14 protein-coding genes are annotated in these 20,311 nt (G+C 71.1%); 4 read left to right on the forward strand and 10 right to left on the reverse strand.

What is annotated here, in order from left to right; all coding sequences use genetic code 11:
• Positions 1 to 699: an SDR family NAD(P)-dependent oxidoreductase gene (locus AB6V31_RS05805; RefSeq protein ID WP_056226941.1), complete on the reverse strand. Its 699-nt coding sequence runs from the start codon at positions 697 to 699 to the stop codon at positions 1 to 3.
• Between the two features lie 116 nt (positions 700 to 815).
• On the opposite strand from AB6V31_RS05805, the gene AB6V31_RS05810 reads away from it, so the two are divergent.
• Positions 816 to 2,021 carry a homoserine O-acetyltransferase gene (locus tag AB6V31_RS05810; RefSeq protein ID WP_056226939.1) on the forward strand — a complete coding sequence of 402 codons (1,206 nt, stop codon included), beginning with the start codon at positions 816 to 818 and terminating at the stop codon, positions 2,019 to 2,021.
• A gap of 70 nt (positions 2,022 to 2,091) precedes the next feature.
• Here the strand turns inward: AB6V31_RS05810 and AB6V31_RS05815 are convergent, their stop codons facing one another.
• The 4 genes from AB6V31_RS05815 to AB6V31_RS05830 all read right to left on the reverse strand — a co-directional run bounded on the left by AB6V31_RS05815 (position 2,092) and on the right by AB6V31_RS05830 (position 6,062).
• Entirely contained in the window at positions 2,092 to 3,339 is a 1,248-nt protein-coding gene (locus AB6V31_RS05815) for an MFS transporter (RefSeq protein WP_369364634.1), read from the reverse strand.
• 104 nt (positions 3,340 to 3,443) lie between these two features.
• Entirely contained in the window at positions 3,444 to 3,770 is a 327-nt protein-coding gene (locus tag AB6V31_RS05820) for a thiamine-binding protein (protein WP_056226935.1), read from the reverse strand.
• Positions 3,771 to 3,810: 40 nt separating this feature from the next.
• Positions 3,811 to 5,118 carry a glycosyltransferase family 87 protein gene (locus AB6V31_RS05825; protein WP_074694133.1) on the reverse strand — a complete coding sequence of 436 codons (1,308 nt, stop codon included), beginning with the start codon at positions 5,116 to 5,118 and terminating at the stop codon, positions 3,811 to 3,813.
• An 86-nt stretch (positions 5,119 to 5,204) separates the two neighbouring features.
• Positions 5,205 to 6,062 carry an NAD(P)H-hydrate dehydratase gene (locus AB6V31_RS05830; protein WP_369364564.1) on the reverse strand — a complete coding sequence of 286 codons (858 nt, stop codon included), beginning with the start codon at positions 6,060 to 6,062 and terminating at the stop codon, positions 5,205 to 5,207.
• A gap of 28 nt (positions 6,063 to 6,090) precedes the next feature.
• On the opposite strand from AB6V31_RS05830, the gene AB6V31_RS05835 reads away from it, so the two are divergent.
• Complete coding sequence (locus tag AB6V31_RS05835; protein ID WP_369364566.1) at positions 6,091 to 7,149, forward strand: NADH:flavin oxidoreductase/NADH oxidase; 1,059 nt, start codon at positions 6,091 to 6,093, stop codon at positions 7,147 to 7,149.
• Positions 7,150 to 7,260: 111 nt separating this feature from the next.
• On the opposite strand, the gene AB6V31_RS05840 is transcribed toward AB6V31_RS05835, so the two are convergent.
• Together AB6V31_RS05840 and AB6V31_RS05845 are read right to left on the reverse strand one after the other, a co-directional pair.
• Positions 7,261 to 8,316, reverse strand: coding sequence for a hemolysin family protein (locus AB6V31_RS05840; protein WP_056226926.1), 1,056 nt, complete (start codon positions 8,314 to 8,316; stop codon positions 7,261 to 7,263).
• Complete coding sequence (locus AB6V31_RS05845; protein WP_074694130.1) at positions 8,313 to 9,656, reverse strand: hemolysin family protein; 1,344 nt, start codon at positions 9,654 to 9,656, stop codon at positions 8,313 to 8,315. The genes AB6V31_RS05840 and AB6V31_RS05845 overlap by 4 nt, the downstream gene beginning before the upstream one ends.
• 157 nt (positions 9,657 to 9,813) lie before the next feature.
• On the opposite strand from AB6V31_RS05845, the gene AB6V31_RS05850 reads away from it, so the two are divergent.
• Entirely contained in the window at positions 9,814 to 10,848 is a 1,035-nt protein-coding gene (locus tag AB6V31_RS05850; RefSeq protein WP_369364567.1) for a glycoside hydrolase family 76 protein, read from the forward strand.
• Here AB6V31_RS05850 and AB6V31_RS05855 read toward each other — a convergent pair.
• Positions 10,838 to 12,298, reverse strand: coding sequence for a GuaB1 family IMP dehydrogenase-related protein (locus tag AB6V31_RS05855; RefSeq protein WP_074694128.1), 1,461 nt, complete (start codon positions 12,296 to 12,298; stop codon positions 10,838 to 10,840). The genes AB6V31_RS05850 and AB6V31_RS05855 overlap by 11 nt on opposite strands.
• A gap of 137 nt (positions 12,299 to 12,435) precedes the next feature.
• On the opposite strand from AB6V31_RS05855, the gene AB6V31_RS05860 reads away from it, so the two are divergent.
• Entirely contained in the window at positions 12,436 to 16,122 is a 3,687-nt protein-coding gene (locus AB6V31_RS05860; RefSeq protein WP_369364569.1) for a multifunctional oxoglutarate decarboxylase/oxoglutarate dehydrogenase thiamine pyrophosphate-binding subunit/dihydrolipoyllysine-residue succinyltransferase subunit, read from the forward strand.
• Between the two features lie 373 nt (positions 16,123 to 16,495).
• Here AB6V31_RS05860 and AB6V31_RS05865 read toward each other — a convergent pair whose 3' ends face one another.
• Together AB6V31_RS05865 and AB6V31_RS05870 are read right to left on the reverse strand one after the other, a co-directional pair.
• Positions 16,496 to 17,797: an alpha/beta hydrolase gene (locus AB6V31_RS05865; protein ID WP_369364571.1), complete on the reverse strand. Its 1,302-nt coding sequence runs from the start codon at positions 17,795 to 17,797 to the stop codon at positions 16,496 to 16,498.
• Positions 17,794 to 20,304 (reverse strand): bifunctional lysylphosphatidylglycerol flippase/synthetase MprF, encoded by a 2,511-nt coding sequence (locus AB6V31_RS05870; protein WP_369364573.1) that lies wholly within the window; start codon positions 20,302 to 20,304, stop codon positions 17,794 to 17,796. Before AB6V31_RS05870 ends, AB6V31_RS05865 begins: the two co-directional genes overlap by 4 nt.
• Positions 20,305 to 20,311 lie beyond the last annotated feature (7 nt).

Here is a 20,311-nt window from a genome sequence, read left to right on the forward strand (position 1 = left end):
TCACACCTTCTGCCGCGGCCGCAGGCTTCCCAGGCCCCCGTCGACGCCCAGCACCTGGCCGGTCATCCACGCGTTCTCGGGCGCGAGGAGGAACTCCACGGCGCGCGCGACGTCGTCGGGCTCGCCGAGGCGACCGAGCGGGTGCATCGCCTCCGACACCTTGCGCGACATGTCGCTCGAGGTGAGCTTCTCGGTCAGCCGCGTCTGCACGAGGCCCGGGGCCACGGCGTTCACGCGCAGTCCGTGCGCGGCATAGCTCGCGGCGGCCGAGAGCGTCAGACCGATAACCCCGGCCTTCGCTGCGGCGATCCCGTCGTGGTTCGGCAGCCCCGCGAGGGCCGCCGCCGACGAGACCAGCACGACCGCTCCCCCGTCGCGCATGTGGGATCCTGCGGCGCGGACGGCGGCGAACGCCGTGGTCAGCGAGGCGGCGATGAGCTCGTCGTACTGCTCGCGCGAGGTCAGGTGCGCAGGCTTGAGCAGCATCGAGCCCGCGAACACCGCGATGCCGTCGAGATCGCCCGCCTCGCCGACGACGCGGTCCACGGCGTCGAAGTCGGTGGCATCCAGGGTGAAGTCGGGTTCGATCCGCGAGGAGTCCCGCGCGGTGGTCACGACGCGGTGTCCCGCGTCCTGCAGTCGTTTCGCCGTCGCCTGACCGATGTCGCTCGAGGCCGCGATGAGGAGGAAGTTCGCCATGCCCGGATCATGACGACCCCACCCGGGAGGGAACGGGTTCTTGACAAGCACCGTCGCCGTGGTCCGCGACCGTAACAGTCCGGTCGACCCCTCCGACACCGGAGAGAATGGATGCCATGGACTGGCAGATCTCCGAAGACACGGTGCCCTCGGCCCCGGTGACGGAGGCCGACGCCCGGTCCCTCCTCGGCCGCCCTCCCGCCACCGGCGCCTGGCGCGACGGCGACCCGGTCGGCGACCGCCGCTTCGCCGCGTTCGGGGCGTTCGAGACCGAGAGCGGCGAGTCCCTCCCGGCGTTCCGCCTCGCCTTCGAGACGTGGGGCGAGCTCTCCCCCGCGGGCGACAACGCGGTCCTCATCCTGCACGCCCTCACCGGCGACAGCCACGTGCGCGGCGCGGCCGGGCCCGGCCATCCCACGGCCGGGTGGTGGAGCGACCTCGTCGGCCCCGGCGCCGCGATCGACACCGACCGCTTCTTCGTGGTCGCCCCGAACATGCTGGGCGGATGCCAGGGCTCGACCGGCCCCGCGAGCATCGCGCCCGACGGGTACGAATGGGCCTCGCGTTTTCCGTACCTGACGATCCGCGACCAGGTCGCGGCGCAGGCCCTGCTCGCCGATCGCCTCGGCATCGGCAGCTGGTACGCCGTGGTCGGCGGCTCGATGGGCGGCATGCACGCGATCGAATGGGCCGTCGGTCACCCCGACCGTGTGGAGCGTGCCGCGATCCTCTCGGCCCCGCCGATCACGACGGCCGACCAGATAGCGCTGAACTCCGTGCAGATGGACACCGTGAGGGTCGACCCCCGCTTCGCGGGCGGCGAGTACTACGACGCGGGCGACGGCGACGGCCCGCACCGCGGTCTCGCGCTCGCCCGCCGCATGGCCCTTCTCAATTACCGCAGCCCCACCGAGCTCAACTCGCGCTTCCAGCGGTCGTGGCAGTCGGGGGTCAGCCCCCTGGGCCGCGGCGGACGCTTCGCGGTGGAGTCGTACCTCGACTTCCACGGCAACAAGTTCACCCGCCGCTTCGACGCGAACAGCTACCTGACCCTGGTCGAGGCGATGAACTCGCACGACGTCGGCCGCGACCGCGATGGCGTCGAAGATGCCCTCGGCCGCGTCACCGCGACCACGCTGGTACTCGGGATCGACAGCGACCGCCTGTTCCCCATCGACGGCCAGCACCGCATCGCCCGCGGGGTCCCGCGCACGCTCGACGGAGACAGCGCGGTCGTGCTCTCGAGCGACTTCGGCCACGACGGCTTCCTCATCGAGACCGCCGCGGTCGCCGCGCACCTGCGCCGCCTGCTCGCGAGCTGAGCATTCCCGGATGCCGTGAGCCCGCGGCATCCGCGATTTCGGTCGACCCGCGAGCGCGCTCGCGCCCGCTTCAACGCTGCGTCGGGATCGAGCCGGTGATCGCCGTCTGCGCGGCCTCGGCCGCCGGCATCCGGTGGGTGGGGTGACGGCCGGTGCGATCTTCGACGCGATAGGCGAGCACGGCGACGACCAGTCCGCCGAGGGCCAGGACCGCCCCCACCCACGCGGGGGCCACGAGTCCCAGCCCCGCGGCGATCGCGAGGCCGCCGAGGAACGCTCCGAGGCTGTTGCCGATGTTGAGCGCCGAGTGGTTGAGGGCGGCGGCGATCGACTGGTTGTCCTCGGCGACGTCCATGAGCCGCGTCTGGATGGCGGGGCTCAGCGCCGAGCCGCAGAAGGCCACGAGGAACGCGAACAGCACGAGACTCACGATCCACCCGGCGGTCAGGGCGAGGCCCACGGAGGCCGCGCCCAGCGCGATCAGCCCGGTGAACAGCCAGAAGCGCAGGTCTTTGTCGGCGAGCGCTCCTCCGACGATGTTGCCGATCGTCATGCCGATGCCCACGAGCACCAGGACGAGCGAGACGGCCCATTCCGGCTGGCCCGCGACGTTGGTGATCATGGGCGCGATGTAGCTGTACATCGCGAAGAAGCCGCCGAATCCGACGGCGCCGATGCCGAGCGCGAACCACACCTGTCCGAGCCGGAAGACCCGCAGCTCGTCGCGGAGGCGTCGACCGGGCGTGCCCGGGTGCTTCGGCACGAAGAACGCGATGCACAGCGTCGCGAGGGCGAAGATGCCCGCGACGACCGCGAACGCGGCACGCCACCCGACCTGCTGGCCGAGGAGGGTGCCGAGCGGCACGCCCACGACGTTCGCGATCGTGAGGCCCGTGAGCACGAAGGCCACGCCCTTGGCGCGGTTGCCCGGGCCGAGCACGTCGGCGGCGACGAGGGCGCCGATGCCGAAGTACGCCCCGTGCGGGAGTCCTGCGAGGAAGCGGGATGCCGCGACCAGCTCGAACGTGGGGGCGATCACGGTCAGCAGCGTGAAGAAGGCGAGCGCTGCGGCCAGCACGATCATCACGCGGTGCCGCGGGAAGCGCGCGACCGACCCGGCGATGGTGGGGGCTCCCACCACGACGCCGAGGGCGTACAGCGAGATGAGCCACCCGGCTTGGGCGATCGCGTCGTCGGGCGACGCCGCGTAGGCGGTGGGCAGCAGGTCGCGGCCGATGTTGGGCAGCAGGCCCATCACCACGAACTCGGTCATACCGATGCCGAAACTACCGATGGCGAGAGAAAGGAGCGCCCGCATCGCCGCACCTCTCGAGGTCGTCGAAGAGGTCACCAGCCGATCGTAGTCGGCCGGCGAGGGTCAGGTCGAATCGTTTCGAGGGCCGGGAGTGGCGCCCGCGCGGTTCAGTCCTCGCGACGCTCCAGCGCGTCCTCGAGCCGCTCGATCTTGCCGTCGAGCTCGCCGGTCCGCCCGGGGCGAATGTCGGCCTTGAGCACGAGCGAGACACGAGAGCCGTAGGGCATCACGGCATCCGTCGCCGCCTTCACGACGGCGAACACCTCGTCCCACTCCCCCTCGATCTCGGTGAACATCGAGGTCGTGCGGTGGGGCAGCCCCGACGCGCGCACGACGGCGACCGCCGCGGCGACGGCGTCGTGCACCGAGGCGTCGGGGTTCTCGGCTGCGAGGGTGCCGACGCCGGAGGGGGCGACGGAGAAGGCGATGAGCATGCTCCGAGCCTACGGCGGCGACCCGTCGGGCGGAACGGGCTCAGCGCCCGGACGGAACCCGGGCGGGGATCGGCCGGCGCCCCGTCACGATCTCGCGCAGCCCCGCCGGCGGACGCACGCGCCCCGTGGGCACGCGCACCACGCGCGCGATCGCCCACACCAGCAGGACCAGGGCGAGCAGGTTGCGCGCCTCGAGCACGACCACGGGGAAGGGGTTCGGGTGCGTCGCCATCAGCCCGTCGTACATCAGCGGGTACATCCACTGCGTCAGAGCGGCGATCACGAGCGTCATCCCCGCGAAGGCGTACCAGCGACGACGGTCGATCATCAGGCCCAGCACGACCGGGGCGAACAGCCACACGTAGTACTGCGGCGAGCCGACCTTGTTCAGCGCGATGAACGCGGTCACCAGGGCCAGCGAGAGCGGGGGGAACAGCGAGAGGAAGGTCGCTCCGCGGCGCATCTTCATCACGCCGACGACGGCGACGGCGACCATCGTGAGCAGCATGATCGGCGTCATCGCGGCGATGAGGGGCTCGGCGCCCGGCCCGGTCACCTGGAAGGTGAGCACGCCGCCGTCGTAGTAGACCTCACTGCCGGGCACGTAGAAGGCCGCCAGGAACATGTACAGGCCGCCGACCGGCGCCTCCATCTGGATGCCGCGGGACGTCTGGTCTCCCACGAATCCGAAGACATAGGGCGCTCCCCCCAGGGCCACGACGGGGATGATCGTCGCGAGCGACACCGCGACCGCGCCCCAGATCAGCGCCAGGCGGCGGCGCACGACGATGAGACCCGCGGCGAGGATCGCGGCGGGCCACACCTTCATCCACACCGAGATCGAGAGCAGGAGCGAGGCCACGAACGGGCGCCGCAGCATCCAGATGCTGCCGAGGATCGCGAACGGCACCGTGATTCCGTCGATGCGATAGAGCCCCACGGGGCCGATGAGGAGGATCGCGGCGATCCAGAACCACGCGGCGAGCACGCGACCCGTCGAGCGGCCCTTGCCGACCAGCACGACGAAGGCGACGAGGTTGAACAGGGCGACGGTGATCGCCCACGCGGGGGTGTACCCGACCGCCCAGGCGAAGACCCACGCGAACGTCATCGGCAGGAAGGCGAGCTGCGGGTAGATCCACTTCTCGGTGATGCCGGGCCACGCCCACGCGTCGCTGCGCGTGCACGAACTCACGTCGATGCCGCCGAAGAGCGCGCAGCGCGACCAGGGTTCGTACACCAGGTACACGTCACCCATGGGCTCGTTGGGCTGCTGATAGCCCAGGATCCCCACCACGACGTGTACGGCGACGAACGCGACAAACAGGGGAACGACACGCCTCAACACCGCCTCATCCTAAGCGGGCGGGGCTTCCCGACCCGGACGGGCGGCGGCGCGACCCCCGTCGTCGCGCGGTGCGCGGGGGCGAACCGTTACGTGATCGAGTCCCGCAGGACGGCGGCCACGACGCCCGGGAGGGCCTCGGCGACATCGAGCGCCGCGATCGGTCCGCCGCCTTCTCCGAGGGCGAGGGATGCCGCCCGCCCGGCGCGTCCGTGCAGCCACGCGGCCGCGGCGGCGCTGGTGGCGAGGTCGCCCACGGCGTCGCGGCCGGCGGCCACCGACCCGGCCAGGACGGCTCCGAGCACCCCGCCGAGCACGTCACCGGTGCCCGCCGTCGCCAGCCACGGGGTCCCGGCCGACACGCGACGCGTCCACCCGCCCGCGGCGGCGACGATGGTCACCGCCCCCTTCGAGAGCACCACTCCCCCGAACGCCTCCGCCGTCTCGCGAGCCGCCGCCTCTCGCGCGTCGTCGTCACGGGCGTCGGCCGCCGGCATCCCGAGGCTCTCGCGGAGCCGGTCGAGCTCCCGCGCGTGCGGGGTGACGATCACGGGGGCCGTCGCCCCCGGCACGAGATCGAGCGCTCCGGCGTCGACGACGACGGGGATCTCTCCCGACAGGATGCCGCGCAGCGCCGCGGTCTCGGCGGCGTCGCGCTCGGCGGCATCCGTCCCCGATCCGATAACCCACGCCTGCACGCGCCCGTCCGCGGTGACGGTCTCGGGGCGCCGATGGAGCACGAAGTCCTGGGCGCGCGCGGGGCCGAGGTACCGGACCATCCCCGTTCCCGTCCGCCAGGCCCCCTCGACACCGAGGACCGCGGCCCCCGGGTATCGGGCCGAGCCGGTGCGCAACCCGACGACTCCGCGGGAATACTTGTCGTCGTCCGCCGTTGGCTTCCGCAGTGCACGGGCGACGTCCTGCCCGTTGAAGTCCTTCGCCGTCATGGCGTCACCCTAGAACGCAAAGGTCCTCATGAGTTCCCTCTTCACACCCCTGTCGATCCGCGGTACCGAGATGCGCAACCGCCTCTGGGTCTCGCCGATGTGCCAATACAGCGCTGTCGAGGGCGTGCCGAACGAGTGGCACCACGTGCACCTCGCGCAGTTCGCGGCCGGAGGCGCGGGCCTGGTGATCGCCGAGGCGACCGCGGTGTCCCCCGAGGGGCGGATCTCGCCCGAGGACGCGGGCATCTGGACCGACGCGCAGGCCGAGGCGTGGGCCCCGATCGTCGCCGCCATCCGCTCGCGCGGAGCGGTCGCCGGAGTGCAGCTCGGCCACGCGGGCCGCAAGGCCTCGACCACCTCGCCCCTCACCGGCGGTCGCGGCACTGTCTCTCCCGCTGAGGGCGGCTGGACCACCGTCGCCCCCTCGGCTCTGGCGTACGACGCCTTCGCCGCCCCCGTCGCCCTCGACGCCGCGGGGATCGAGAAGGTCGTCACCGACTTCGCGGATGCCACCCGCCGGGCCGTTCGCGCCGGCTTCCAGGTCGTCGAGGTGCACGCCGCCCACGGCTACCTGCTCCACCAGTTCCTCTCGCCGCTCACGAACCACCGCGATGACGAGTACGGCGGATCGTTCGAGAACCGCGTGCGCCTCCTCGCGCGGGTGACCGAGGCCGTGCGCGAGGCAGCGGGAGAGGCGGTCGTGTTCGTCCGCTTCTCGGCCACCGACGCCGCAGACGGCGGCTGGGACGTCGCCGACACCGTCGCGGCCTCGCGTCTCGTCGCCGACGCGGGCGCCGACCTCATCGACGTCTCCAGCGGCGGCCTCGTGCCCCATCAGCACATCGTCCCCGGGCCCGGGTACCAGGTCGACTACGCCGCGACCGTCCGACGCGAGACGGGCCTGCTCGTCGCGGCCGTCGGCATGATCGACGATCCGACCTTCGGCGAGCAGATCCTCGCCGACGGCCGCGCCGATGCGATCCTCTCGGCCCGCGAATGGCTCCGCGACCCGCACTACGCGCTGCGCGCCGCGGCCGAGCTGGGCGCACCGAGCCCCGCCCCCGCGCAGTACCTCCGCGCGTACTGAGGCCCGCCGCACCCGCGCACCCCGGCCGACATCACACGCAACGACCGCACCCTCACCCGAAGACACCGGATGCCACGAGGCCCAGGCCCCGTGGCATCCGGTGTTCTGCGTTCAGACGAAGCGGCGACGCTCGGTGGCGTCCTGCACCTCGCCGACGAGCTCTTCGATCACGTCTTCGAGGAAGAGGACCGACTGCACGTCGCCGCGGTCGTCGCGCACCTGGGCGAGGTGGCGACCGGAGCGGCGCATGAGGGCCAGGGCGTCCTCGAGATCGGTGGTCTCGAGCATCGACACCATGTGGTGCACGCGCTTGGCGGGGATGGGGCGGGCCATGTCGGCATCCGATCCCTCCGCCGCGCGCAGCACGTCCTTCAGGTGCACGTAGCCCGTGGGGTGTCCCGTCTCGTCGACGATCACGTACCGCGAGTATCCGTGCTGGGCGACGGCGCGCTCGATCTCGGCCGGGGTGGTCGTCTCGGGCAGCGTCACCAGGGCGCTCACCGGCACCGCGATGTCGGCGGCCTTCTTCTCGGTGAACTCGACCACGGCGGTCACCGTTCCGGCGGAGTCGTCGAGCACGCCCTCGCGCCGCGACTGCGTCACGATGGTCGCGACCTCGTCGAGCGTGTAGGTCGAGGCGGCCTCGTCCTTCGGCTCCACGCGGAACAGTCGCAGCACGTGGTTGGCCGTCCAGTTGAGCGCCACGATGATCGGGTGGAACGCCTTCGAGACGGCGACCAACGGCGGGGCGAGCATGAGCACGGCGCGATCCGGGAGCGAGAACGCGAGGTTCTTGGGCACCATCTCGCCGAACACGACGTGCAGGTACGACACCACCAGCAGCGCGACGACGAAGCCGATCACGCCGACGGCGGCCTCGGGCAGCCCGGTGAGCCCCAGCGGCCCCTCGAGCAGGTGGTGGATCGCGGGCTCCGAGACGTTCAGGATCAGCAGCGAGCAGATCGTGATGCCCAGCTGGCAGGTCGCGAGCATGAGCGTCGCGTGCTCCATGGCGTACAGCGCGGTCTTCGCCGCGCGCGAGCCGCGGTCGGCGTGCGGCTCGATCTGCGAGCGGCGCGCCGAGATGACGGCGAACTCCGCGCCGACGAAGAAGGCGTTGGCGGCCAAGAGGACCACCAGCCAGGCGATTCCGGCCCAGTCGCTCATCGCTGGTCACCGCCCTTCGCCGCGCGCACCAGCTCGTCGACGTCCTGTTCCACCGGGGTCGGCGTGAACTGCACGCGGTCGACACGCCGGCCGTCCATGCGCTGCACGGCGAGTCTGCCGTCTTCGAGATCGACGGTGTCGCCGACGACGGGGATGCGCTCGAGCGCCGCCATGATGTAGCCGCCCACCGTGTCGTACACCTCTCCCTCGGGCACGCGCACGCCGGCGCGGTCGAGGGCCTCATCGGGCCGCAGGTCGCCGGGGAACGTGACGGACGCCGCCGAGCGCACGACGCCGGCGCGCGAGCGGTCGTGCTCGTCGAGCACCTCGCCCACGATCTCTTCCACGAGGTCCTCGAGCGTCACGACGCCGGCGGTTCCGCCGTACTCGTCGATGACGATCGCCATCTGGTAGCCGCGCGAGCGCAGCTCCGAGACGAGCGCGTCGAGGTGCACGGTCTCGGGCACGCGCAGGGGCTCGGTCGACAGCGCCGCCACCGGCACGTCGCCCCGCTTCTCACGCGGCACGCCGATCGCGGCCTTGAGGTGCACGACGCCGACGATGTCGTCCATCGACTCCCCGTACACGGGGAAGCGGCTGTGCCCGGTGCGGCGGGCGAGCTGCACCACGTCGTCGGCGGGGTCGCCCGCGGCGAGCGCGTGCACGCTCGGGCGCGGGGTCATGACATCGGCCGCGCTGAGGCGCGCGAAGGTGAGGCTGCGGTCCAGCAGCGAGGCCGTGTCCTTCTCGAGCATGCCGGCGCTGGCCGATCGCTTCACGAGGCTCGACAGCTCCTCGGCGGACCGGGCTCCCGACAGCTCCTCTTTGGGTTCGACGCCCATCGCGCGCAGCACGCCGTTGGCGCTGCCGTTGAGCACGACGATCGCGGGCTTGAACACCGCGGTGAAAGCGACCTGGAACGGCATGACGAGCTTGGCCGTCTGGCGCGGGATGGCCAGCGCGAAGTTCTTGGGGACGAGCTCGCCGAGGATCATCGAGAGCACGGTCGCAAAGCCGACGCCGATGACGGCGGCCACCGAGACGGTGAGCGCCTCGGGGAGCCCCCACGACTGGAAGACCGGCCGGAGCAGGTTCGAGATCGCCGGTTCCATCGTGTAACCGGTGAGCAGCGTCGTGAGCGTGATGCCCAGCTGCGCGCTCGACAGGTGCGTCGAGGTGATGCGCAGAGCATCGATGGTCAGCGACAGACGGGTCTCACCCGCGGCGCGACGGGATTCGAGGTCGGCACGGTCGAGGTTGACGAGGGCGAATTCGCTCGCGACGAAGAGTCCGGTTCCCACGGTTAGCACGAGCCCCACGCCCAGCATGACGTAATCCATCAGGCATCACCCCCGCTCGATCGCTCGGCGGAAGAGGGTCTGTGGGGCCTGGGTCTACAACTGGGAGGGTCGTCCATCGTGCGGTCGATTCTATTGCAGCCCGCGCCCCTCGGCATCCGTCTCGTGCACATCCGTGAGCACTGGAGAGGATGGACGAATGGATGCCGACACCCAGGCGCAGCACCGCGCCGCCGCCGCGGAACGAGCGGTGCTCGAGCGCTACCTCCACCGCTACGGTCCGGTCGCCTGGGCGCACGCCTCGGTCGCCGACGCCCGCAGCGCCCGGACGTGGCACTACTGGTGGCACGCCCACCTGATCCACGTGCTCGCCGACGCCGAGCGCAACCGCCCCGACCCGCGACGCCGCCGACTCCTGCGCCGATTGGGCCGCGGCGTGACGCTGCGCACCATCGGGCGCTGGACGACGCCGTTCTACGACGACATCGCCTGGATGGGACTGGGACTGTTCACCAGCCGCGCGAACCCCCGCGCGTTCCGTAAGATCGCCGGGCGCCTGCACGAGGCGATCGACCCCGGTGTCGGCGCCCTCCCGTGGAGCGTCGGCAGCGCGCTGTACAACGCGCCCGCGAACGCCCCGGGGGCGATGGTGCTGGCCTTGACCGGTCACCGCACCGAGGCGGAGCGGCTCGCCGACTGGATGGCATCCACCCTCGACGACGACAGCACCGGCCTCGTCCGCGACGGCATCGAGCACGACGCGGTGCGCCCCGACCTGTGGACCTACAACCAGGGCGCGACGATCGGGCTCGAGCTGCTGCTGGGCGAGTCGGCGATCGACGAGACCGACGCCGCCTGGAGGCACGTGCGCCGGGCGCGCGAACTCGTGCACGCGGTCGAGCGATGGTGTGCCGACGACGAGGGGCTCATGCCCGCGGCCGGAGGCGGCGACGGGGGCCTGTTCGCCGGCATCCTGGCCCGCTATCTCGCCGACGCGGCCGTCGAGCTGTCCGAGAGCGAAGACGACGAGGGCGAGGCCGCGGCGCACGCGGCCCGGCGACTGGTCGAGCGCAACGCCGACGCCCTGTGGGAGGGGCGCCGCGACGGGCTGTTCCCGGCCGACCCGCGCCGCGCGGCCGTCGCCGACGGCGACGACCTGGACTTCTCGGTGCAGCTGGGCGCCTGGATCACGCTCGAGGCCGCGGCGACCCTCGACCGCCTGCTCACCAGCTGACGGGGAGCGCCTTGCCCTCGTCGTACCCGGCGGCCGACTGCAGGCCGACGCGGGCGCGCTCGTGGAACTCGGCGACGGTGGCCGCTCCCGCGTACGTGAACGAGGAGCGCACGCCCGAGGTGATCATGTCGAGCAGGTCCTCCAGGCCCGGACGCTGCGGGTCGAGGTAGATGCGCGACGACGAGATGCCCTCGGCGAACAGCTCCTTGCGCGCCCGCTCGAACGGGTCGAGCGCACCGAACCGTCCCTGCACCGCCTTCGTCGAGGCCATGCCCCACGACTCCTTGTAGATGCGCCCTCCGGCGTCGGTCTGCAACTCTCCCGGCGCCTCGATGGTCCCGGCGAACCACGAGCCGACCATGACCGATGCCGCGCCCGCGGCGAGTGCGAGGGCCACGTCGCGGGGGTAGCGCACGCCGCCGTCCGCCCACACGTGCGCCCCCACCGACCGGGCGGCTTCGGCGGTCTCGAGCACCGCCGAGAACTGGGGCCGCCCGACCGCGGTCATCATGCGGGTCGTGCACATCGCGCCCGGTCCCACGCCCACCTTGAGGATCGTCGCCCCGGCGTCGGTCAGGTCGGCGACGCCGTCCGCGGTCACCACGTTGCCGGCGGCGATCGGGATGCCGAGATCGAGGGCGGACACCGCGCGCAGCGCCCGGAGCATCTGGGCCTGGTGGCCGTGGGCGGTGTCGACGACGAGGACGTCCACCCCGGCGTCCGCGAGGGCGCGCGCCTTGGTGGCGACGTCGCCGTTCACCCCGACGGCCGCGGCGACGATGAGGCGCCCCCGGTCGTCGACACCCGGGCGGTAGACGGAGGCGCGCAACGCGCTGCGTGCGGAAAGGGTGCCGACCAGCCGGTCGCCGTCGACCACCGGCACGATGTCGACGCCCGCGGCCTCGATCCGCGCGAACACCTCGCGCGGGTCGTGCACGTCCGCCGCGTCGAGCGCAGCGGCGTCCCGACGAGCGATGTCACCCAGCGTGGCGTCAGGGAGGGCCGTGGCGAGGCGCCCCGCGGACACGATGCCCCGCACCGCGGACACGTCCACCACCCCGTCCTCACGAGCGACGGCCACGACGATGCCCCGACCGGGCACCGCCGGGAGGATGCGGCGGGCGTCGGCGACGGTGGCCTCGGGCGGGAGGATCAGGGGCGTGTCCCACGCGGTCGGCTGGGCCTTGACCCACGACACGGCCTCGACCAGATCTTCCAGCGCCATGTCCTGCGGCAACACGCCGAGGCCACCGCGACGCGCCAGGGTCGCCGCGAGCCGCGTGCCCGTGACCGAGTTCATGTTCGCCGAGACGAGCGGGATCGTCGCCCCGCTGCCGTCGGCGGGGGCGAGGTCCACGTCGAGGCGGCTGCGCACCTCGGAATGGCGGGGGACGAGGAACACGTCCGAGTACGTCAGGTCGACATCGGGCTGCGCGCCGGAGAACTCCATGGCATCCACCTCACCACATCAGGGGAATGTAAAGACCCGAAAGGCGTCCAGAATCCTCGGCTAGGCTGGCAGGAACGCAGGACGGCGACGTCCGCGTATCCACAGGAATCTTCATCGAGGAAAGCAGGCGATCGACTGTGTCGAGCCAGGTGACGGGCGTCGGTACTTCGAGCGAGGGCGAGTTCGGCGCGAACGAGTGGCTCGTAGACGAACTCTACGAACAGTTCAAAGTCGACAAGCACTCCGTAGACAAGGCCTGGTGGCCGATTCTGGAGGCGTACCACCCGGTCGTCGATGGATCCTCCGCCGCCGCTCCCCCGCCCTCCGCGCCGCCGGCGGCGTCCGAGCCCAAGCCGGTGACGGCTCCCATCCCCGTGGTCGGTCAGGCGCCGGTCGCCCGCACCACGGCGAAGCCGGCCAAGCCGCAGCCGATCCCGGCGCAGGCGCCCAGCGTGGTGCCCTCCGCTGCCGGAGAGAGCACCGAAGAAGACCGCGTGACGGTCCTCAAGGGCATGCCGAAGGCCCTGGCGTCCAACATGGACGACTCGCTCACGGTGCCCACCGCGACCAGCGTGCGCACGATCCCGGCGAAGCTGATGATCGACAACCGCATCGTCATCAACAACCACATGTCGCGCACGCGCGGCGGCAAGGTGAGCTTTACCCACCTCATCGGCTGGGCGCTGATCCAGGCGCTCAAGGAGTTCCCCAGCCAGAACGTGTACTACGCCGAGATCGACGGCAAGCCCTCGGTCGTGGCCCCCGCGCACGTCAACCTCGGCATCGCGATCGACATGCCCAAGCCCGACGGGTCGCGCGCCCTCCTTGTCCCGAGCATCAAGCGGGCCGACACCCTCACCTTCGGCGAGTTCCTCGCCTCGTACGAAGACCTCGTGCGCCGCGCCCGCACCAACAAGCTGACCCCCGCCGACTTCCAGGGCACCACGGTCTCGCTCACCAACCCCGGCGGCATCGGAACGGTCCACTCGGTCCCCCGCCTCATGCGCGGCCAGGGCGCGATCATCGGCGCCGGTGCGCTCGACTACCCCGCCGAGTTCATGGGCGCGAGCGAGAAGACGCTCAACGAGCTGGCGATCGGCAAGACGATCACGCTCACCAGCACCTACGACCACCGGGTCATCCAGGGCGCCGGCTCGGGCGAGTTCCTCAAGAAGGTCCACGAGCTGCTCATCGGGCAGCGCGGCTTCTACGACGACATCTTCGCCGCCCTGCGCATCCCCTACGCACCCATCCACTGGGCCGCCGACATCAGCGTCGATATCTCCGAGCGCATCGACAAGAGCGCCCGCGTGCAGGAGCTCATCAACTCCTTCCGCGTGCGCGGCCACCTCATGGCCGACATCGACCCGCTCGAGTACGTCCAGCGCACGCACCCCGACCTCGAGATCGAATCGCACGGGCTGACCTTCTGGGATCTCGACCGCGAGTTCGTGACCGGTGGTCTCGGCAACAAGCGCGTCGCCAAGCTGCGTGACATCCTCGGCGTGCTGCGCGACTCCTACTGCCGCACCATGGGCGTCGAGTACATGCACATCCAGGACCCGGCCCAGCGTCAGTGGTTCCAGAGCAACCTCGAGGTCAAGTACACCAAGCCCGGCCACGACGAGCAGCTGCGCATCCTGTCGAAGCTGAACCAGGCCGAGGCGTTCGAGACGTTCCTGCAGACCAAGTACGTCGGTCAGAAGCGCTTCAGCCTCGAGGGCGGCGAGTCCCTCATCCCCCTGCTCGACCAGATCCTCCAGGGTGCGGCCTCCGCCGGACTCGACGGGGCCGCCATCGGTATGGCCCACCGCGGGCGTCTGAACGTGCTCACCAACATCGCCGGCAAGACCTACGGGCACGTGTTCCGCGAGTTCGAGGGCGCCGTCGCGATCGGCAGCAAGCGCGGCTCCGGAGACGTCAAGTACCACCTCGGCACCGAGGGCACCTTCATCGGTGACGCCGGCGACGAGCTCCCCGTGTACCTGGCGGCCAACCCCTCGCACCTCGAGACCGTCGACGGCGTGCTCGAGGGCATCGTCCGCGCCAAGCAGGACCGCAAGCCCATCGGCACGTTCTCGTGGCTGCCCATCCTCGTGCACGGCGACGCCGCGTTCGCGGGTCAGGGCGTCGTGGTCGAGACGCTGCAGATGTCGCAGCTGCGCGGCTACCGCACCGGCGGCACAATCCACGTGGTCGTGAACAACCAGGTCGGCTTCACGACGACTCCGACCGACGCCCGCACCTCGGTGTACGCCACCGACGTCGCCAAGACGATCCAGGCTCCGATCCTGCACGTGAACGGCGACGACCCCGAGGCTGTCGTCCGCGCCGCGGAGCTCGCGTTCATGTACCGCGAGGAATTCCACCGCGACATCGTGATCGACCTCGTCTGCTACCGCCGCCGCGGTCACAACGAGGGCGACGACCCCTCGATGACCCAGCCCCTGATGACGAACCTCATCGAGGCGAAGCGTTCGGTCCGCCGTCTGTACACCGAGTCTCTCGTCGGCCGCGGTGACATCACCGAAGACGAGTACGAGCAGGCGAAGCAGGACTTCCAGAACCGCCTCGAGGTCGCCTTCGCCGACACGCACGAGGCCGAGACCGGTGCGAACCCCGTCGTCACCATCGACGCGGCTGAGGAGCCGGCGGTGGGTGCTCCCGAGACCACGGGTGTTTCCCGCGAGGTCGTCCAGCACATCGGCGACGCCTTCGTGAACAAGCCCGACGGCTTCACGGTGCACACCAAGCTCCAGCAGCTGCTCGAGAAGCGCCACGACATGAGCCGCAACGGCAACATCGACTGGGCTTTCGGCGAGCTCCTCGCCTTCGGCTCGGTGCTGATGGAGGGCACCCCGGTGCGCCTCGCGGGTCAGGACTCGCGTCGCGGCACCTTCGTGCAGCGTCACTCGGTGCTCCACGATCGCGATAACGGCCAGGAGTGGCTGCCGCTGGCGAACCTCAGCGAGAACCAGGGCCGTTTCTGGGTCTACGACTCCCTGCTGAGCGAGTACGCCGCCATGGCGTTCGAGTACGGCTACTCGGTCGAGCGCTCCGACGCGCTCGTGCTGTGGGAGGCGCAGTTCGGAGACTTCGCCAACGGCGCCCAGTCGGTCATCGACGAGTTCATCTCGTCGGCCGACCAGAAGTGGGCGCAGCAGTCGAGCGTCGTGCTGCTGCTCCCCCACGGCTACGAGGGCCAGGGACCCGACCACTCGTCGGCCCGCATCGAGCGCTACCTGCAGATGTGCGCGCAGGACAACATGATCGTCGCCCGCCCCTCGACCCCCGCGTCGTACTTCCACCTGCTGCGTCGTCAGGCCTACCAGCGTCCCCGTCGCCCGCTCGTGGTCTTCACCCCGAAGGCGATGCTGCGTCTGCGCGGCGCGACGAGCCCCGTCGAGGACTTCCTCGAGGGTCGCTTCGAGCCCGTGCTCGACGACAACCGCGGGGTCGACAAGGGCGCCGTCACGCGTGTCCTGCTGCACGCGGGCAAAATCCACTGGGATCTGCGCGCCGAGCTCGACAAGAACCCCAACCCCGAGATCGCCCTCGTGCGCCTGGAGCAGTACTACCCGGCGCCCATCGAGGAGCTGACCCGAGTCCTCGGCGAGTACCCCAACGCCGAGCTGGTGTGGGTGCAGGACGAGCCCGAGAACCAGGGGGCGTGGCCGTTCATCGCCCTCGAAGTCGCCGATCAGCTCGGTGGCCGCTCGATCCGCCGCATCTCGCGCGCCGCCGCGGCCTCGACCGCGACGGGTTCGCCGAAGGTGCACGCCAACGAGCACGCCGCGATCATGAAAGAAGCGCTCGCGCGCTGACCCGCACGCCGAGGGGCCCGATCGACATCCGTGTCGGTCGGGCCCCTCGGCGTTTCACCGCACCGGCGGCAGAGGGCTACAGCGTGTCCCCGGGCGCCGCGCTCTCACCGGGAGCTGTCACCGCCGCCGTCCCCGCACCCGAGGGTGCGCACACGCGCGCCGCGGCCGGACGCCTGGCGGGGCCATGATCGCCGAAACGGCATCTCGCCGACGAAGCGGCGTCATCCTGCGGCCCCGTTGTCAGCGAGATGCCGTCTCGCGCTCCCCGCGCCCCGCGTTCCCCGCGCCCGCGGATCGGGCCTACCGCGTCGCCAAGCCGGGTCCGCGATCCATTTCCGGGCGAAGCCGCTCACGCGGTCTTCCGGCGGTGGCCTCAGGATGCCGGCGCAGCCAGCCCCAACGTGGGCGCCAAGGCCGGGATCGCCCAGGCCAGACTGCCGTCGAGAGCCTCGCCGGTGTGCCCGGCTCCCTCGACGATGTGCGTCTGCACCGTGAATCCCGCGGCCTCCGCCGCCTTCGAGTTCGCGAGTTGCCCCGGGCCGTAGGTCTTGTCTTCGCTCCCCCACGTGAAGATCGCCGTGTGGCCGCTGAACGTCCCGGGCGCCGCGGCCGCCATAACCACCGACGGCTTGTTCGCCTGGAAGGCCCCGGCATCTCCGTTGTACACGTCCTTGACCGTCTGATCGACGTGCTCCGACCCCGGGAATTCGTTGCCCATCACGTCGAGCATCTGCCCCCACGTGCCGGGGTACTTGGCCCCGTACAGCGCGGCGCACGAGCCGCCGTTGGAGAACCCGCCGATGGTCCAGTACTTGTGGTCGGTGGTGATGTTGAGGTTCTTTTCGGCCCACTGCGGCACGAGCTGATTGATGTAGGTCGCGACGGCGCCGTATTTAGCGGAGTCGACGCACGTCGGATCGCGATCCGGTGCGGTCAGCTGGTCGACGACGATCGCGATGGGCGCGAGTCCCTTGTTCTTCGCGGCGAAGGCGTCGAGCGCCTTGGCCAGCACCGTCGGGTCGGGGGAACCGGGCTGCCCCATCATGAACACCAGGAGAGGGAGAGCGGGAGGCTTGGCGACCTGGGCCGCGGGGGGCAGGTAGAGCGACGCGTCGCGCGCGGCGTACTGCCCCGTGGGGATCTTCGTGTTCCCCGTCAGAGCGCTGACCGATCCCTTGGCCGGCATGTCGGCCGGCGGCTCCCACGTCTGGTACAGCGTGGCGGGATCTTCGGCGACGGCGTCCTGCTGCGGCAGAGACGCCGGATCGAGGGCCTGGACGCCGAGGATCGCGGCGAGGTTGTGCGTCACCCCGTACGAGGTGTTCACGCCGAGGATCCCCGCCAGCAGGGAGGCGATCACCGCGACGACGCCGAGGACGCGACGCGGCCACGGGGCGCGGAAGATCCCGACGACGCCGATCGCGACGGCGACCATCGATCCCGATGCCCACCAGATCGCCGCGCCGGGCAGCGGACCCTGGAAGGTGTTCATCGCCTCGAGGATCTTCGCGACGACGACCATCACGACGCCGGCAGCGATCCCGATCACGAGCGTGCTCACGATCCGACGCGGACGCCACACGATGACGGCGATCACGCCGAGGGCCGCGATGATGGCGCTGATGAGCAGCATGGGGCTGTCGATCAGGTCGAACGACAGGATGAACTTGTTCACCGGCGTCCCTCCCAGGCGGTTCGGGCCAGTGCGACGATCTCGCGGCGTGAGGCGTCGGGCAGATAGGCGCGTCCGACCGCGGCCCCGATAGCGGGAAGCTGCAGCGGATCGCGGTAGGCGAGCGAGAGCGGGCGGTACCGGGGCCGGAACTTGCCCTTGAAGCGGAAGAGCGACGCGAAACCGTACGCCGGCTCGAGGACCTCGGCGAGCCAGCGCAGAAGTGCCCGGAGAGGTGCCGGGTCGCCGTCGACGGCTTCGTCCGGGTCGTCGGCGAGAGGCGCCCCCGACAGGCTCAACACCGTGGCCCCTTCTTCTTGCAGCTCGAGGGCCGCCTTGGCGATGAGGAACTCCATCATGCCGTTGGGGCCGTCCGTGCGCCGCCGCATGAAGTCCAGCGTCCACCCCGAGATCTCGCCCGCCGTCCACGACGGCATCCAGCTGGTGACCGCCTCGATGCGATCGTCGGGGCCGACCGCCAACAGCAGCCGCACGTCGCGGTCGCGGAGTTCGTCGAGGGAGCCCAGCGTGAAGCCCATTTCGGGCAGGGCGCGGTCGGCGACCCACTCCTCGTCGATGGCGATCACCTGCGAGGCCTGACCGACGCTCAGTTCGTGCCAGCGCGACCACACGGCCGTGTATCCCTCGCGTTCGGCCCGGGTGAGGGGCTGACGCACTTTCTGCCAGCTCTTGCCGGCGAAGGTCAGGCCCGGAAGGTCCATGACCGTCTCGACCCCGACGGGGACGTGTCTCCATCCCAGGTCGACAAGATCGTCGAGGGTGTCGGAGTGAATGCTGTAGAACGCCGGGGTCCACCCGTGCTCGACGCAGTAATCGGTGAAGCCCCGCAACGCCTCCGGGCGCCGCCCCTCGGGGGCGAGGGGGTCGCCGACCGCCAGTGCCACGTCGCCGCTCAGCCGATAGGCGACGGCGCACTCCCGGTCGTCGGAGTACCAGTGGCTGTTCCCGGCCCAGGTGCCGAGGAAGCCGAGGGTGTCGCTCCCGCGTCGCAGCAGATCGCGGTAGTGGCTGTCGTCGACCGCGGCGGGGCGCCGCGAGCGCCGATAGAGCCACAGGAGCGCGGCGACGACGATGGCCCAGAAGAGCACGCCGATCCACTGGTACGCGAACAGAGCGGGCCCGCTGTGCGGGAACGCCATGGACCCGCCCGGATGGGTGAAGGACGGGGGAAGGAACCGTCGCAGCGTCAATCCGAACAGATCGAGCACGGACACCTCCCGGTCGAAGGCGCGGTGCCCGATCGCCTCGACGACGAACAGCGTCGTCGCGCACACGACGAAGGCGAGGGTGACCACCACGGCGACGGTCCGCGCCGCGCGCGGGGTGGCGCGCACCGAGAAGCGCGCGCGGGCGACGACCAGGGCGGCGGCCAGCGCGAGGGGGATCACGATCGTCGCGATCGCCCACAGCACGTACTCCGCGCCGCTGCCGTCGACCCACGGGTCGATGCGCAGGCGCCCGTCCAGCAGGGAGATGACGGGCAGGACGGCGGATGCCACGAGCACGAACTCCGCGACGATCCAGGCCGAGCGCCTCCCCTGCCGCAGCCCCCACGCGGCGACCAGGAGCAGCACGAGCGGCACGATCGCGAGGAGGGCGGGGCCCACACCCCGGGTCATGAGGAGGCCGATCTGCTCGTCACAGACCGACGACGCGACTCTGCCGCACTGCGCGAGCAGTTCGTCGTCGTATTGCGTGTAGGCGTCCACCACGAGCGAGAGCGGCCCGCGGCCTCCGCCGCTGACGAGCGCGACGATCGGGCCGCTGCCCACGACCGCGACCAGCAGGGCGAGGAGGGTCCGCGTCTCGCGCGTCGAACTGCGGTGCCACGACCGGCGCTCCCGGCCCCGCCCGAGCAGAGCCCCCACAAAGAGTCCGATGACCGCCGCCGACAGGCGGTACCAGGAGTCGGCGTCACCCGCGTAGAGCGCGAAGAGGGCCAACAGGGCGAAGCCGACCAGGCGCAGACGACGACGCCAGAGCGTCGGCGCGAAGGCCGATCCGGCCATGACGGCCCCGGCGATCGCCGTGGTCGGGTCGAGCACGGGGACCTCGGCCGCGACGACGGGGCGGAGATCGGTGATCGTCCAGGCGGCGGCGTGCAGGCCGATGCCCACGAGCAATCCGCTGAGCCCGATGGCGGCGAGGAACAGGCTCGTGCGCCGCGATCCGACCAGACGTTCGACGTACGCGAGCGCGGTCAGAGCGAGTAGCACCGACGAGAACGCGTCGATCGTCGAATCCGGCACGACGAGTGCGGTCAGGAGGGTCCACCAGCGGCCGCTGGCGAACGTGGCCAACGGCCCTGCTCCCCAGACCAGCGCGTCGTCGCCCCACAGCGACCCGGTCGCCGCGGCGGACGCCACGACGATCACCGCGACGACGATCGCCACCGGGTTGTGCGACAGGTAGCGACGCAGCGACGCGCCCACCCTCGTCAAGCGCGACGGCGGTCGGTCGGCGACCGGAGGAGCGGCGGATTCGGACATCGGCGAA

Source organism: Microbacterium sp. 16-032, from assembly GCF_041079455.1.
Classification (GTDB): domain Bacteria; phylum Actinomycetota; class Actinomycetes; order Actinomycetales; family Microbacteriaceae; genus Microbacterium; species Microbacterium testaceum_A.